The sequence below is a fragment of the Serratia proteamaculans genome (assembly GCF_013337185.1).
Classification (GTDB): domain Bacteria; phylum Pseudomonadota; class Gammaproteobacteria; order Enterobacterales; family Enterobacteriaceae; genus Serratia; species Serratia proteamaculans_D.
In genome coordinates this window covers 128,182-141,244 of the sequence record NZ_SWDE01000004.1, presented here as the reverse complement: position 1 = coordinate 141,244, position 13,063 = coordinate 128,182, and the positions used below count along the sequence as shown (strand labels likewise).

Below are 13,063 nucleotides of genomic sequence, written 5' to 3'. Positions count from 1 at the left end.
TCTGTGTCTTACAAACTGATGGCGATCAAAACCAGGATCAGCAGCAATACATAAATTCTGGCATGCAACCTGTCGTTGACCTTCGGCAGCCATCTTTTGGCAAACATTATCCCCACAATACCCGCCACCACCAACATACCCAGCAGGGTGAGATTGACATAACCCAGGTATTGCGGCCCGCTCATTTCCTTCCAGCCCAATCCGATATACATCAATGCCCCAATGACGGCGACCGGGATCGACAACGGATTGGCCGCGCTGACGCAATGCTTCATTTCGTAGCCATGCCGACGCAATAAAGGCACGGTCAGCACGCTCCCCCCTACGCCGAGTAGGGTAGCAATCACCCCGATGACCGGACCACCAACCCACAGGGTCATCTTTGACAGCACCGCGCGAGCCGGCTTGACTAAAAAGCCCTGTCTGAACAGGCAATCTGCGATTGTCACCAGCATATAAATAACGAACAGCAGCCGAACTACCGCGTCCTCCAGCAAACTGGAGGCAAAAGCCCCCAATGCAGCGCCAATGCCGATAAAATAAATCAACGGAACAATGGTTTCACGCAGCAGGTTACCGCTACGCCAGTGGGTGAAGGTGGCATAACCCGAATTCAGGATCATTACCGCCGTCGAGGTCGCTACCGCGATATGCATCGCCTGACCAGTGTGTTCTCCCGAAGCCGCAACCAGATGATAAACAAAGGGAACGACTACGAACCCACCGCCAAAACCGAACAAAATGGTGGTGATGCCGGTAATAAACCCGGTTAACAATACGAGAATGATATCTGCCATAGCCTCAAGTGCCCCCCTGAGTAAAAATGTCGGAAGGCAGAATAAAACGATGGCTATTGGCTTGCTTCATATGACAGGCCAACTATCATTGCGTTTCGGCCAAACTGCTCAATAACAGGTTTTATGCGTAACCTACGTATTGATGACCTCGACCAGGTACCCAGACCGGTGATTGCCATCGGGAATGACTACCCCGCAGGTTATCTGCTGCCGATGCACAGCCACCGACGCGCTCAGCTGTTGTATGGCGCCACCGGTGTCATGCACGTCTTTACCCGCCAGGGGAACTGGCTTGTCCCCCCGCAGCGGGCCGTGTGGTTGCCGCCACAGATGCCGCACGAGGTGAGGATGGTCGGCGTCACCACCCGCAGCCTGTACATTGAGCCAACGGCACTGCCGGCCTCTCAGCCGCAGGTTTGCCAGGTGGTTAGCGTGACACCGCTGCTGCGCCAACTATTGATGGCGGCGGTCGATATGCCACTGGAGTATCAGCAGCAAGGCCGTGACGGCGCATTGGTTAGTCTGTTGTTGCATGAGCTTGCCCATCTGCAGTCCCTGCCTCTGCACATCCCACTGCCTGCCGACCGGCGCCTGGAGGAACTGTGCCAGGGCTTTCTGCAGCAACCTGACGCACACGACTCACCGCAGGCATGGGCGAAACGCCTGTACATGAGTATCCGCAGCTTCAGCCGCTTTTTCCGGGATCAAACCGGCATGTCATTTTCACAATGGCGTCAGCGGGCCTGCGTGGTATTGGCGTTGGCCCGGTTGGCCGAAGGTAACAGTGTGACTCAGGTGGCGCTGGAAATGGGCTATGAAAGCAGCGCGGCGTTTGCAACCATGTTTCGCCGCGTGCTGGGGCAGGCGCCGTCCTGTTATCTGGCCTCAGAACGGCGCGAAAGGGCTTAGCGGAATTTTTTGTGGTTGGTGTCGCGGGTTTGCTTGAAACCCTGGGCGACCTGTTTGGCTTCGGCCAGCTTGCCCTGATTAGCCAACGCCAGCGACTGATCGATCTGGCCGATCAGCGTATCCAGCCCGTGGTGGAATTCTTTTATCTCTGGGCTATCGTTGGCCTTGTCTTCCATTTTTGGCGGCTTGCTTTGCTTGGCATCCACCGCCGCGGCACGCATATTCTGCAAGCTTTGTTTGAGGGTATCGGTAGAGTCGGTGCTCAGCACCTTTTTGTAATTGCCTGCGATGGTATCCATATCGTCGGCCAGATCGGCCGCGACCGCCAGTGAACTGGCACCCAATAATGCCAACGCCAACAGCGCTTTCAGTTTGTTCGACATACTTGCTCACCTTCCAGTTATATACCCTATAGCTTTCAAGTTGCAGCTAGGCGCCCAGCTCGCTCATCCCCTGGCGCTTACTCGAGTAAGTAACTGGGGTGAGCGAGTGCAGGTAACAACGCTGCGGCTTGAAAGATGACGGGTATCGTTTTATTTAACCCAGCCTAACCATAGGCAAGAGGGCTGAAAACCGAAACCGAAGATTTGTAAGCAAGGTTAAAACGGGGAAGGGAGAGTGATGCGGCTGGCAACCGGAGCGGCCAGCCGTAAGCAGATTTACTGACCGGCGATTTTCATGTCCGGCAACAACACGGAACCACACTGGATATTGCTGCGGGTTTCGATATCGCTGCCCACGCTGACGATATTGCGCAGCATATCTTTCAGGTTACCGGCGATGGTTACCTCGCTGACCGGATATTGGATCTCACCATTTTCCACCCAGAAACCAGCCGCGCCGCGCGAGTAGTCACCGGTAATACCGCTGACGCCCTGGCCCATCAGTTCGGTGACCACCAGGCCGGTCCCCAACTGTTTCAACATGCCGGCAAAGTCATTACCCTGCCCGGCAATACGCCAGTTATGGATGCCGCCCGCATGGCCGGTGCTGTGCATGCCGAGCTTACGCGCCGCATAGCTGGTCATCAGCCAGGTTTGCAGCACGCCGTCTTTGACAATATCACGCCGTTGAGTACGCACGCCCTCGCTGTCGAACGGCGTGGAAGCCAGCCCTTTCAGCAGATGCGGATGCTCTTCGATGGTCAGCCACTCCGGCAGGATTTGCTTGCCCAGCGAATCCAGCAGGAAGGTCGATTTACGGTAAACGCTGCTGCCGCTGATAGCACCAACCAGGTGACCGAACAGGCCGGTCGCCACTTCAGAAGCAAACAGCACAGGAGCAGTCATGGTCGACAGCTTGCGCGGAGACAGGCGTGACAAGGTGCGACGGGCACATTCCTGACCCACCCATTCAGGGCTTTCCAGATCGCTCATCGCACGGCCGATGGTATAGGCGTAATCACGCTCCATATCACCTCCTTGCTCGGCGATCACACAGCTCGACAACGAATGTCGGCTGGAACAATAGCTTTGCAACATACCGTGGCTGTTGCCGAACACTTTGATGCCGTAGTGGCTGTTGAAACTGCCGCCTTCGGTATTGGTGATGCGCTTGTCCGCCGCCAGAGACGCCTGTTCGGCGCGGGCAGCCAGCTCGATACCGCGGTCGGCATCCAGCTCTGCCGGGTGGAACAGATCCAAATCCGGCGCGTCAAATGCCAGCAGGTCTTTCTCCGCCGGGCCGGCGTGAGGATCCACCGAGGTATAACGGGCGATATCCAGCGCCGCCTGCACGGTGCGAGCAATAGCGTCCGGGCTGAGATCGGTAGATGAAGCACTGCCTTTACGTTGCTGGTGATAGACGGTAATACCCAACGCGCCATCGCTGTTGAATTCAACGTTCTCCACCTCGCCAAAGCGGGTGCTGACGCTGATACCGGTAGATTTGGTCACGGCAACTTCTGCCGCATCAGAACCGGCACGCGCCAGTTCCAAAGCCTGTGAGACGGCCTGTTCCAGCGCCTTGCGCTGCTGTGCAACTTGAGTGACTACTTTCATCAATCTGCCATACTTAATCAGAAAATCGTTGAGAAAAGTGCCGTGGCGGCGTGGTTGCGCGCGGAGTCACGCGCAAAAATCATGAGATTTATACGTTTGAGTCTAACAGGAACCGCGTGGAATTTCGCATAAAGCCGGCAACCTGTTAGGATTAGCCTCTTTTTAACGGAGCCTACCATGAACAAACAGCCTGAAGACTGGCTCGACGATGTCCCGGAGAACATTGACGAGGAAGATGACGAGATTATCTGGGTCAGTAAAAGTGAAATTAAACGTGATGCCGAAGCGCTGAAAGACCTGGGTGTTGAACTGGTCGAGTTGGGCAAGAACGCGCTGGAACGCATCCCGCTGGATGAAGATTTGCGCGCTGCGATTGACCTGGCGCAGAAGATCAAAAAAGAAGGTCGCCGCCGTCAGCTGCAGCTGATTGGCAAGATGTTGCGCGCCCGCGACGTAGAGCCGATTCAAACCGCGCTCGACAAGCTGAAGAACCGCCATAACCAACAGGTTTCGCTGTTCCACAAGCTGGAAGCATTACGTGACCGCCTGGTCGAAGAAGGTGATGACGCGATCCCGCCGATTTTGGCGCTGTATCCGGAAGCCGATCGCCAGCAGCTGCGCTCACTGGTGCGTAACGCCCAGAAAGAGAAAGCCGCTAACAAGCCGCCGAAAGCCTACCGTCAAATCTTCCAGTACCTGCGCGATCTGGCCGAGACCGCCGAATGATCGCCGCCGTCACCACGGGATGAACCCAGTTCATCCCCGGTGATGTGCAGGTTCACCAGTGCTTTCACGGATATTGAAACGCAGGTTGCCTTCCAGCTCTTCCTCCGCCTCTTCGAACAACAGGATAATCGCGCCAAAGCGACGTTTGCTACGGGCATTGAGATGGGTGAATTCTATCTCCACCGGCAAACCGATGTCCGCAGTCACCACGTCCCACAATGCGTCCAGATTGGCACCAAAGGCCTCATCCAGCGCAAACTTATGCGCGAAGTCGCGGTAAAAAGTCGGCAAATCGTTAATCTGATTAAAATCGAACTCTACTTTTGCCATCAAGCTCACTCCACCCGAATGAAGTTTTTATAATGGTCACGCGTGACAAAAATCAGGCCATCGCTGGAATACAGCAAGCGATCGGCGCCGCGCCGCCCGCATTGATAATTGATATCCGCCTCATGCCAGACCCGACTGCGGGCCGTGGGCAGTTGCCCTTCACGGTTTGAGAAACGATCGCCGCCAATCGCTTTGCCCGGCAACACCGAACACAGATTGCCGTTACGTGCATCCCATCCCTGTTCACGCGCCTGCTTCTTGGTGATGTAATAGTCCGGCAGCCGCTGGTGCTGCTGCAGATAGCTCACCACCCTTTGCTGCTGCGTCAGTTGGTCAATACTCTGACCTTCGGCCACCGCCGGTACGTTGGCAATCACCCGATCGTTACTGCGCAGTGCATTAAAACCGGCTATCACTACGGCGATAACGATCGCCACGAGGATCCGCTTGTTCATTGCTGTCCCTGATTTATGGCCGACAGGGGTGCATCAGCACCCATGCTGGTTGGATTTATAGATGAAAAGGATGAAGCAGAGATGACTGGCATGTAACGTTTTCACTTCAGGGAAAGCGCGCCGAACAACTTTGCATCACCCGTTCAAGCTAATCATGCCATTTTGCAGCCGGTCAGGCACTCAGTGCAACTCTGAAACGGGGCTATCTCAGGCAAGTATAGCCCCGGCAAGGGTATTTGAGGTATCAGTCAATCAGGGCGTGGCGATAGCGATACAGCATGTCGGCCAGACGTTTTACCGGCCCGGTGACGCTGAGCGGGGCCTGATAATCCACCAGTTTCTGCTGATAATCGTTCATTTCGCTCAACAGCCGGTCGTAATAATAAGCACGTTTTACGTCGTTTTTCGCCGAGACCATGTGGTCGGCGGTATTGCGGATCTGCTTATGGAAAGCCGAAAGCTCCTCGCTGACCGGGATCTCAGCTCGCTGCATACGCTGGTGAGCGATGATCAGGTTCAGCGCCAAGCGGTACTTGGCAATATCGTTCGGGAACATCATCAGCAGTTGGTTCAACTGCTGATACAGCGCAGGCAGGTGGTTTTGCTGACGGCGTGAAGCCTTGGTGGTCAGTGCCGATACCGCGCTGCCGACAAACTGGTTCAGCAAGGTGCGACCGGTACGTTCACGCGAGTTATCGCGGATCAGCAGCAGCACCATCAGGCCCACACAGCTGCCGAGGAACTGGCCGAGTGCGCCATCGAGGAACTGCGTGACGTTGAACTCCATCGGGTTGCTCAGTACCAGAATATTGATGGTCCCCGCCAGCAGGCCGAGCGAGCCCAACCGCCGTTTCTGCACTTCGATACCGATGAAAAACGCCAGCAGGCCCAGACTGAGGCACAGCAGTAAAATACTTTGCTGAGTCGCCGGCAGGATCACCATAAAGTAAAGTGAGCCGACCGGGATCGCCGCCAGCATGCCCAGAATAAAGTCCATCGCCACCATGCGCGGTGCCGGGGTGCGCATCGCCAGGGAGGTGATCACCGCAATGATCACCATAAAGCCGCTGCCGGAGGTCCAGCCGGTCCACAGCCACAGCAGGCTGCCAAAGGCCGTCGCCACAAAAGTGCGCAGACCGTTAATCAACGCGTGGTGTCTTTCCGCAGAGGTCGGTTTAACCACCACCTCACTGCTCAACACCCCTTCTTCTACCGAACTGATGCTGCTGTTGGTGTGTACGCCTTTGGCCAGCAGCAGGTAGCGAGTCGCCGCCCCCACCCAACTGGTGATGGTTACTAATGTCTCGTCGGTACGGTTGGTGGTCAGCACCTGCCGCAATAACTTCATGCGTTTATGGATTTCCTGCGGCGTTTGGGCCGGTACCATCAGCAACTCGCGAACGTTTTCTTTCAGCGCATCCGGGTGGTTCAACAGGATTAAATAGGTCTCGCAGGCCTGGGTAATCAAGGTTAGCGAAAGCGTATGCAGCGCCAGAATGCGGCGATTCGCCTTTTGCCAGCGTGATGACTCCATCATCAGGTTGCTGCGCATGCCGTTCAGCGCAGTGGTGCTCTTCACCAAATTACTCCAGGCGCGGTCGATATCTTCTTTTTCGGCATTGCTGATGCACATCTGCATCAACAGGTACTGATCCACCAGCAGTTTATCCACCGCCCGGTCGATATCCTGCTTGATTGAACGCGGCGAGAACAGCAAGTCTGCCAGCACGGCGCTGACGATCCCCAGCACGATCTCGCTGCAGCGCTCAATGGCGAACTGCGGCGCTTCCAGCAGATGCGCTTCACTGCTGGCAACGGTGACAATAATGATCAGCGCGGTATAACCCGCCAGGCCCCAGGCATAGGAGTTTTCAACTTTAACCAGAGAGGAAAGCCAGGTACAAAAACCGGCCCAGATACAGCACAGCAGCAACATCACCACCGGTGCACGCGCCGTAGTAACGATAATCGCTATGCCGACAAAGCAGCCGATAAATGTGCCGATAATACGCAGCCAACCGCGATGGCGAATAGCGCCGGAAAAAGGCTCGCCGCCCGCTGCAAAGGCCGTACCGGCGGCCACGATGGCGGCGGTCATCGCCGACCAGCGTGGGGTTTCCAGATTGAGATGGAAGCCGACGAACAGCGCAAACACCACCGCAAAGCTGAGCTTGAAGGCAAATCTCAGCCGGATAAAGGTTGGGTTATTCATTAACCGAACTCACGCAGCCGATGCATCAAGCGAACAAAAGGTGAGCCGCTGTCGGTAGCGCGGTCATTCTTGCCGGTGATCACCACGGTAGCGGTGGTGCCAGCCGGGTACGGGTGCAATTGATCTTTGTCATCCAGCAGGATTTTTACCGGCACGCGCTGCGCCAGACGCACCCACTCCAGGTTGCTGTCGATCGACGCCAGCCCTTTACTGTTCACAGTGCTGCTGCTGTTGTTGACGGCGGCAGCCACGCTATCGACGGTGCCATGCATAATGCGGTTGCTACCCAGCGGAGTGATTTCCGCACGGTCGCCTTTGTTCAGGCCATTGAGCTTGGTTTCTTCCAGGTAGGCCAGAATGTAGAAACTGTTTTTCTTCACCAGCGCTACGGCGACTGAACCCCGGGTGATGTATTCACCGGCGTGTACGTTCAGGTTGGTGATCCAGCCGTCGGCCGGTGCGCGCACCGTGGTGCGTTCCAGATCCAATTTTGCCAATTCACGGGTCGCTACGGCCTTCGCCAGCTGATGCTCTACGGTTTGCAAAACGTTATTCGCCTGATCGATCTCTTCCTGCGACATCGCCTGCACGCCGAGGCGCACACGGCGGCCGGCTTCACGTCTTTTTTCTGCCGCCAGCGTTTGGTAGTAGGCGACATCGGCATTGGCTTCCGCCAGGGCCTGTTGGTAGCGCGGCTGATCAATCACCAGCAGCACCTGCCCTTTCTTCACCAGCTGGTTATCTACCAGAGGGACATCGGTCAACAGACCGGTGACGTCCGGGGCGATCGCCACCACGTCGGCGGTAAACTTGGCGTCACGCGTCCAGGGGGATTCGGTGTAGAACACCCAGGCCTTGAATATGGCGACGATCCCCAGCAGGACCAGAATCAGAGTGATCGCGATCCGGGCTATTTTTATTGAAAAATTTTTCACAGCGACCTCAAACGAAAAGACAGGTAATCAGATAGAACAAACAGCAGTACAGCGCGGTATTAAACAGCGCTGGATGCCAGACAAAATCGTAAATCCCGGTGGGTTGCAGCAGGCGACGCAGCAAAAAAAACAGCGCCAGCGAGAGCAGCAACTCAAAAAATATCGGGGGAAACGACAGTCCGAAAATGACCATAACCGGAAGCAAACTCATCAATTTTTCCTTATTGTTCACTGCACCGGGCTTTGAGACCTATATCCATTCACATTCTCTTTACATTTTAGCGGACACGCACCACAAATTCAGGCCCAGACAGGTCAGGAACCTGAAATAAGAGTAAACTCTGGAGCGTACATCCGCGATAGGGACTGCGAGGATACCGGAGGGATCGGCCACCATGGCGCTGCCGATCGCACTCGCGCGTTAGTAAGGTCTTTTCACCCGACCTGTTTATATTAGCGTGCTTACTATCAAGTCATCAACAATCTGTGATCTAAATCACTTTTAAGCCAGAGTGAATAATGGAAAGACTAAAACGGATGTCGGTATTCGCCAAAGTGGTTGAATGCGGGTCATTTACTGCGGCAGCGCGCCAGTTGGATATGAGCGTTTCATCTATCAGCCAGACCGTCTCCAAACTGGAGAATGAGCTGCAGGTCAAGCTGCTCAACCGCAGCACGCGCAGCATTGGCCTGACGGAAGCCGGAAAAATCTATTATCAGGGCTGTCGCCGCATGCTGCTGGAAGTCAGCGAAGTGCATGAGCAGCTGTACGCTTTTAACAATACGCCGACCGGTACGCTGCGCATTGGTAGCTCATCCACCATGGCACAAAACATGCTGGCAACCATGACCGCAGATATGCTCAAAGAGTACCCCGGCCTGACGGTGAACCTGGTGACCGGTATCCCGGCACCGGATCTGATCGCCGACGGGCTGGATGTGGTGATCCGCACCGGTGCGCTGCAGGATTCCAGCCTGTTCTCCAAACGCCTGGGCTCAATGCCGATGGTGGTGTGCGCCGCCAAAAGCTATCTCAGCCAACACGGCACGCCACTAAAACCAAGCGATATGGTCAATTTTTCCTGGCTGGAATACAGCGTGCGGCCTGATAGCGAGTTCGAGCTGATCGCGCCAGAAGGCATCAGCACGCGCATCGCGCCGCAGGGGCGCTTCGTCACCAACGATTCACAGACCATGATCCGCTGGTTGAAAGCCGGAGCCGGTATCGCCTATGCGCCGTTGATGTGGGTGATCGAGGAGATCAAACGCGGAGAGATCGAGATCCTGTTCAAAAACTACCATTCGGATCCTCGCCCGGTGTACGCGGTGTACACCGAGAAAGATAAGCTGCCGCTCAAGGTACAGGTGTGTATCAATTACCTGACCGAGTACTTTAAACGCGTGGGGGAAGTCTATCAGGGCTATCGCTGAGTAGCACACGACGCGCCAAGGCGCCAAGCACCAGTAATGCCAGCATGCCCAGCCCCCAGATTAACCAGACGGCGTACTTCACCCAGGTGAGCAGCAGTGGGAAAGACCCCGCCAGCCAGTTCCCCAGTTGCTGCAACTGCGGCAGCCAAGTATCCAATAGCGCCTGTGGCACCAGGCTGAGCACCCCGGTGAGCTGCGGTGCCAACTGTGCCGAGCCGCTCTGCGCCAACCCCGTTAGCGCGGGCAACCAGCCCAATACGCCAGAGACACCCCAGGCCAGCAGCGTCCATACCGCCATTGCCGCCAACAGCACTGCCACACTCCATCCACGTTTTGTCATGGTTGCCCCCCGTTAGCGGCCTTGCCGCATTGCTGACAAAAACGGCTGCCTGGCGGCAAGGGGGCGGAACATCCGCTGCATTGTGCCGCCGCCGTCTCAAAAGGCTGGCCGCAACGATGGCAATAACGGGCACCTGGCTTGTTGGGTGCCTGGCATTGCAGGCATTGCGGCCCCTGATCGCCGTGCTGGTTATAGCGGTTGCCATGGTGGCCACTGCGATGCCCTGAGCGTTGATGCCCACCACCAAAATCGCCTTGCCCCAAGAGTTTTTTCAACAGGCTCATCGCGCTTCTCCTCTGTGCTTTACGCTAGGTGACAGAATAAACCCTGGAGTAAACTCCAGGGTAAAGTGCGGCGAGGGAGATTTACGTTTAATTACACCGTAAGATTAGCAACGCTTTGATGTGGTTAACAAAAAGCATTATCGGTCATTACCCCGCCTGCTAGCGGTGCGCTATGCTGCGCTGACCTCTCCCTGCATCAGGAATAAATAAAAATGAAAAAAATCATACTGGACTGCGATCCGGGACATGACGATGCGATCGCCATGCTGCTGGCCTGGGGTAACCCGCAGATCGATCTGCTGGCCGTGACCACCGTGGTGGGCAACCAAACGCTGGATAAGGTCACCCGCAATGCGCTGGCCGTCGCGCGCATCGCCAATATTACCGGTGTACCCTTTGCTGCCGGCTGCCCACGGCCACTGGTACGCCAGATAGAAGTCGCACCCGATATCCATGGCGAATCCGGCCTGGATGGCCCGGTATTACCGGAGCCAACGTTGGCGCTGGAACCCTGCCACGCGGTTGATCTGATCATCAATACCATCATGGCTCACCCGCCGGGCAGCGTGACACTGGTACCGACCGGTGGCCTGACCAACATCGCCATGGCCGTGCGCAAAGAACCACGCATTGCCGACCGGGTGAAGGAAGTGGTGCTGATGGGCGGCGGCTACCACGTGGGCAACTGGAGCGCGGTGGCCGAATTTAATATCAAGATCGATCCGGAAGCCGCACACATCGTATTCAATGAAAAGTGGCCGCTAACCATGGTCGGGCTGGATCTGACCCATCAGGCGCTCGCCACGCCAGAAGTCTGTGCCCACATTGCCGCTATCCAAACCGGACCGGCCAGGTTTGTCGGCGAACTGCTTGAGTTCTTTGGCAAGATGTATCAACAGGCGCAGGGCTTTAGCGCCCCACCGGTACACGATCCTTGCGCGGTGGCTTATGTGATTGACCCCGAAGTGATGACTGTTCGTAAAGTCCCGGTGGATATCGAACTGACCGGCACCCTGACGCTGGGAATGACGGTGGCCGACTTCCGCGCCGCGCCGCCGCCCGACTGCCACACTCAGGTGGCAGTAAAACTGGATCAGGATAAGTTTTGGGATTTGGTGGTAGATGCACTGGAGAGGATTGGGGACGTGAAGGTTTAAGCTGCGGCTTATATGACAGGTAATAGTAAGGCGACAGGCCGGGTGCTTTTGGATTGCCGCCCGGCCTAGTTTTATCGCGGAGGAGAAACTAAATAGCTTAATACTAAAATAAATCATACTATAATCAGGTTTAGTATTAATCCAAAAAAAACAAGACTCTATTAGTTACTAATGGAATATTTATGTTCTCGACAAGAGTTTTTAACTTAATTTTTTGTGAATATGAAGGTGAAACACCAGAAAAATTATAACTTTCACCCCAGTAATTTATTTGTATTTTAGTGAAATCAATATCATTTTTATTTATATTTATATTATCAAGAATTAAAATCAAGTTATCCCATTTATTTAAACTACGAGCCATAGAATAATAAATAGGTATGTGTGACGGTGATGGTGATTTATCTAACAATCTTTGTACATCCATGAGGTTAAAGACTATTTTCTCTTTCAGAATCAACTTCAAGGATAGTTTCACAATCCCAACAAGCGGATGGCTCATTGAGTCAAATAATAAGCCACTTGCATCATCTCCTTTATGTTGAGCTATAATCTTTAATGATGTCATATAAATACCAATAAAATTTGGTTCTAAATTACTTTCTGTAATCTCTATGATTTTTTCATATCGATGCTCGTTCAGTGCACAAAGTGCAACCTTCCTCTTTGCTACACTATTTGATGAATTATTAAAAACATCAAGATAGAAAGAGATTATATCAAATTGATTTCTCGCAATTAGTTTATGTATCCTTGAACGTACAAGAGAGTTTTTATCAAGTAGTAATCTAAAACAGAGATCTTCAGGCACTCTCACCATATTATTAATCATGTATTGCAAGACAAACTGTTTTATAGGAGAGAAGGAGTCAATGAGCATAACTCTGATATGATTTTCTTTATTATCACAACCACTATCCAATTTATATTCAGTTGCTCTCATTCTAACAATAGGATTGGGATGTAACATAGCTTGCTCAAAAATAACATCAAGCGAAAATAGACTTTTATCTACTAACATACACAATGATCTTTCAGCAACGATTTTATCAGGTGAAGATAAACCATTCAGTAAAGCATATTTATTTTCTTCACTAGATAAAAAATCCATGATTTTAAAAACAAATATACTATGATCATCGCGTTGACATTCTAATAGCCAAATTAGATGCGGTAGACATTTAACAAACTCGGCGGAGTTAGTACTCACCAGCAACCTTTCAATACTCTGCCTTGCTGATTTTCGCACTGGCTCTGCCCAATCATTTGTACGATTAATAAGCTCAGGCAAGGCAGAAACATCACGAATTAAACCAAGGCATAAAACAGCTATTTCTCGTATATGTCCATTATAGTGCCTAGTCAACTCTTTCAGATGTCCTGTACTATATAATTTATAATTATTCTTAGACCAAAAGTAATTTTTCTGTTCTGCTAACAACTTTTCCAACTTAATATATAAAAAATATTCTGAAGCCATTTATTTT

15 protein-coding genes are annotated in these 13,063 nt (G+C 53.3%); 4 read left to right on the top strand and 11 right to left on the bottom strand.

Annotation, left to right across the window (positions count from 1 at the left end; genetic code table 11):
• Positions 1-8 precede the first annotated feature (8 nt).
• The gene (locus tag FCL49_RS16805) at positions 9-797 is read right to left on the bottom strand and encodes a sulfite exporter TauE/SafE family protein (protein ID WP_174354434.1); all 789 of its coding nucleotides are present in this window, start codon (positions 795-797) and stop codon (positions 9-11) included.
• A 123-nt stretch (positions 798-920) separates the two neighbouring features.
• Between FCL49_RS16805 and FCL49_RS16800 the strand changes: the two genes are divergently transcribed.
• Positions 921-1,706, top strand: a complete 786-nt coding sequence (locus tag FCL49_RS16800) for an AraC family transcriptional regulator (protein ID WP_174354433.1) — start codon at positions 921-923, stop codon at positions 1,704-1,706.
• Here FCL49_RS16800 and cybC read toward each other — a convergent pair.
• Positions 1,703-2,089, bottom strand: coding sequence for a cytochrome b562 (gene cybC / locus FCL49_RS16795; protein ID WP_174354432.1), 387 nt, complete (start codon positions 2,087-2,089; stop codon positions 1,703-1,705). The genes FCL49_RS16800 and cybC overlap by 4 nt on opposite strands.
• Before the next feature lie 276 nt (positions 2,090-2,365).
• Complete coding sequence (gene pmbA, locus FCL49_RS16790; protein WP_153858866.1) at positions 2,366-3,706, bottom strand: metalloprotease PmbA; 1,341 nt, start codon at positions 3,704-3,706, stop codon at positions 2,366-2,368.
• A 177-nt stretch (positions 3,707-3,883) separates the two neighbouring features.
• On the opposite strand from pmbA, the gene yjgA reads away from it, so the two are divergent.
• On the top strand, positions 3,884-4,432 hold the full coding sequence (gene yjgA, locus FCL49_RS16785; RefSeq protein WP_012147082.1) for a ribosome biogenesis factor YjgA: 549 nt from the start codon (positions 3,884-3,886) through the stop codon (positions 4,430-4,432).
• 30 nt (positions 4,433-4,462) lie between these two features.
• On the opposite strand, the gene FCL49_RS16780 is transcribed toward yjgA, so the two are convergent.
• The 5 genes from FCL49_RS16780 to aaeX form a co-directional block, all read right to left on the bottom strand.
• Positions 4,463-4,762: a barstar family protein gene (locus tag FCL49_RS16780; RefSeq protein WP_174354431.1), complete on the bottom strand. Its 300-nt coding sequence runs from the start codon at positions 4,760-4,762 to the stop codon at positions 4,463-4,465.
• Between the two features lie 5 nt (positions 4,763-4,767).
• A complete protein-coding gene (locus FCL49_RS16775) occupies positions 4,768-5,217 on the bottom strand; it encodes a ribonuclease (protein WP_153858864.1) in 450 nt (149 codons plus the stop codon).
• A gap of 244 nt (positions 5,218-5,461) precedes the next feature.
• Positions 5,462-7,429, bottom strand: coding sequence for a p-hydroxybenzoic acid efflux pump subunit AaeB (gene aaeB, locus FCL49_RS16770; protein WP_174354430.1), 1,968 nt, complete (start codon positions 7,427-7,429; stop codon positions 5,462-5,464).
• Complete coding sequence (aaeA, locus tag FCL49_RS16765; protein WP_135318193.1) at positions 7,429-8,364, bottom strand: p-hydroxybenzoic acid efflux pump subunit AaeA; 936 nt, start codon at positions 8,362-8,364, stop codon at positions 7,429-7,431. The genes aaeB and aaeA overlap by 1 nt, the downstream gene beginning before the upstream one ends.
• Before the next feature lie 7 nt (positions 8,365-8,371).
• Positions 8,372-8,575 carry a p-hydroxybenzoic acid efflux pump operon protein AaeX gene (gene aaeX, locus FCL49_RS16760; RefSeq protein WP_012147087.1) on the bottom strand — a complete coding sequence of 68 codons (204 nt, stop codon included), beginning with the start codon at positions 8,573-8,575 and terminating at the stop codon, positions 8,372-8,374.
• 308 nt (positions 8,576-8,883) lie between these two features.
• Between aaeX and aaeR the strand changes: the two genes are divergently transcribed.
• Positions 8,884-9,795, top strand: coding sequence for an HTH-type transcriptional activator AaeR (gene aaeR, locus FCL49_RS16755; RefSeq protein WP_174354429.1), 912 nt, complete (start codon positions 8,884-8,886; stop codon positions 9,793-9,795).
• Here aaeR and FCL49_RS16750 read toward each other — a convergent pair.
• Both FCL49_RS16750 and FCL49_RS16745 read right to left on the bottom strand, forming a co-directional pair.
• Positions 9,758-10,135: a hypothetical protein gene (locus tag FCL49_RS16750; protein ID WP_174354428.1), complete on the bottom strand. Its 378-nt coding sequence runs from the start codon at positions 10,133-10,135 to the stop codon at positions 9,758-9,760. The two genes, aaeR and FCL49_RS16750, sit on opposite strands and share 38 nt — an antisense overlap.
• The gene (locus FCL49_RS16745; RefSeq protein ID WP_174354427.1) at positions 10,132-10,419 is read right to left on the bottom strand and encodes a zinc ribbon domain-containing protein; all 288 of its coding nucleotides are present in this window, start codon (positions 10,417-10,419) and stop codon (positions 10,132-10,134) included. Before FCL49_RS16745 ends, FCL49_RS16750 begins: the two co-directional genes overlap by 4 nt.
• Before the next feature lie 212 nt (positions 10,420-10,631).
• On the opposite strand from FCL49_RS16745, the gene uriH reads away from it, so the two are divergent.
• Positions 10,632-11,576: a nucleoside hydrolase gene (gene uriH, locus FCL49_RS16740; RefSeq protein WP_174354426.1), complete on the top strand. Its 945-nt coding sequence runs from the start codon at positions 10,632-10,634 to the stop codon at positions 11,574-11,576.
• Positions 11,577-11,712: 136 nt separating this feature from the next.
• On the opposite strand, the gene FCL49_RS16735 is transcribed toward uriH, so the two are convergent.
• On the bottom strand, positions 11,713-13,056 hold the full coding sequence (locus tag FCL49_RS16735) for a HEAT repeat domain-containing protein (protein WP_174354425.1): 1,344 nt from the start codon (positions 13,054-13,056) through the stop codon (positions 11,713-11,715).
• Positions 13,057-13,063: the final 7 nt, after the last annotated feature.

What these genes read in the sequence shown, in the direction of transcription:
- FCL49_RS16750 (WP_174354428.1), bottom strand. Translation starts at nt 10,135, where the DNA reads ATGACAAAACGTGGATGGAGTGTGGCAGTGCTGTTGGCGGCAATGGCG.
- aaeB (WP_174354430.1), bottom strand. Translation starts at nt 7,429, where the DNA reads ATGAATAACCCAACCTTTATCCGGCTGAGATTTGCCTTCAAGCTCAGC.
- aaeX (WP_012147087.1), bottom strand. Translation starts at nt 8,575, where the DNA reads ATGAGTTTGCTTCCGGTTATGGTCATTTTCGGACTGTCGTTTCCCCCG.
- FCL49_RS16735 (WP_174354425.1), bottom strand. Translation starts at nt 13,056, where the DNA reads ATGGCTTCAGAATATTTTTTATATATTAAGTTGGAAAAGTTGTTAGCA.
- pmbA (WP_153858866.1), bottom strand. Translation starts at nt 3,706, where the DNA reads ATGAAAGTAGTCACTCAAGTTGCACAGCAGCGCAAGGCGCTGGAACAG.
- aaeR (WP_174354429.1), top strand. Translation starts at nt 8,884, where the DNA reads ATGGAAAGACTAAAACGGATGTCGGTATTCGCCAAAGTGGTTGAATGC.
- yjgA (WP_012147082.1), top strand. Translation starts at nt 3,884, where the DNA reads ATGAACAAACAGCCTGAAGACTGGCTCGACGATGTCCCGGAGAACATT.
- FCL49_RS16805 (WP_174354434.1), bottom strand. Translation starts at nt 797, where the DNA reads ATGGCAGATATCATTCTCGTATTGTTAACCGGGTTTATTACCGGCATC.
- FCL49_RS16745 (WP_174354427.1), bottom strand. Translation starts at nt 10,419, where the DNA reads ATGAGCCTGTTGAAAAAACTCTTGGGGCAAGGCGATTTTGGTGGTGGG.
- FCL49_RS16780 (WP_174354431.1), bottom strand. Translation starts at nt 4,762, where the DNA reads ATGGCAAAAGTAGAGTTCGATTTTAATCAGATTAACGATTTGCCGACT.
- cybC (WP_174354432.1), bottom strand. Translation starts at nt 2,089, where the DNA reads ATGTCGAACAAACTGAAAGCGCTGTTGGCGTTGGCATTATTGGGTGCC.
- uriH (WP_174354426.1), top strand. Translation starts at nt 10,632, where the DNA reads ATGAAAAAAATCATACTGGACTGCGATCCGGGACATGACGATGCGATC.
- FCL49_RS16800 (WP_174354433.1), top strand. Translation starts at nt 921, where the DNA reads ATGCGTAACCTACGTATTGATGACCTCGACCAGGTACCCAGACCGGTG.
- FCL49_RS16775 (WP_153858864.1), bottom strand. Translation starts at nt 5,217, where the DNA reads ATGAACAAGCGGATCCTCGTGGCGATCGTTATCGCCGTAGTGATAGCC.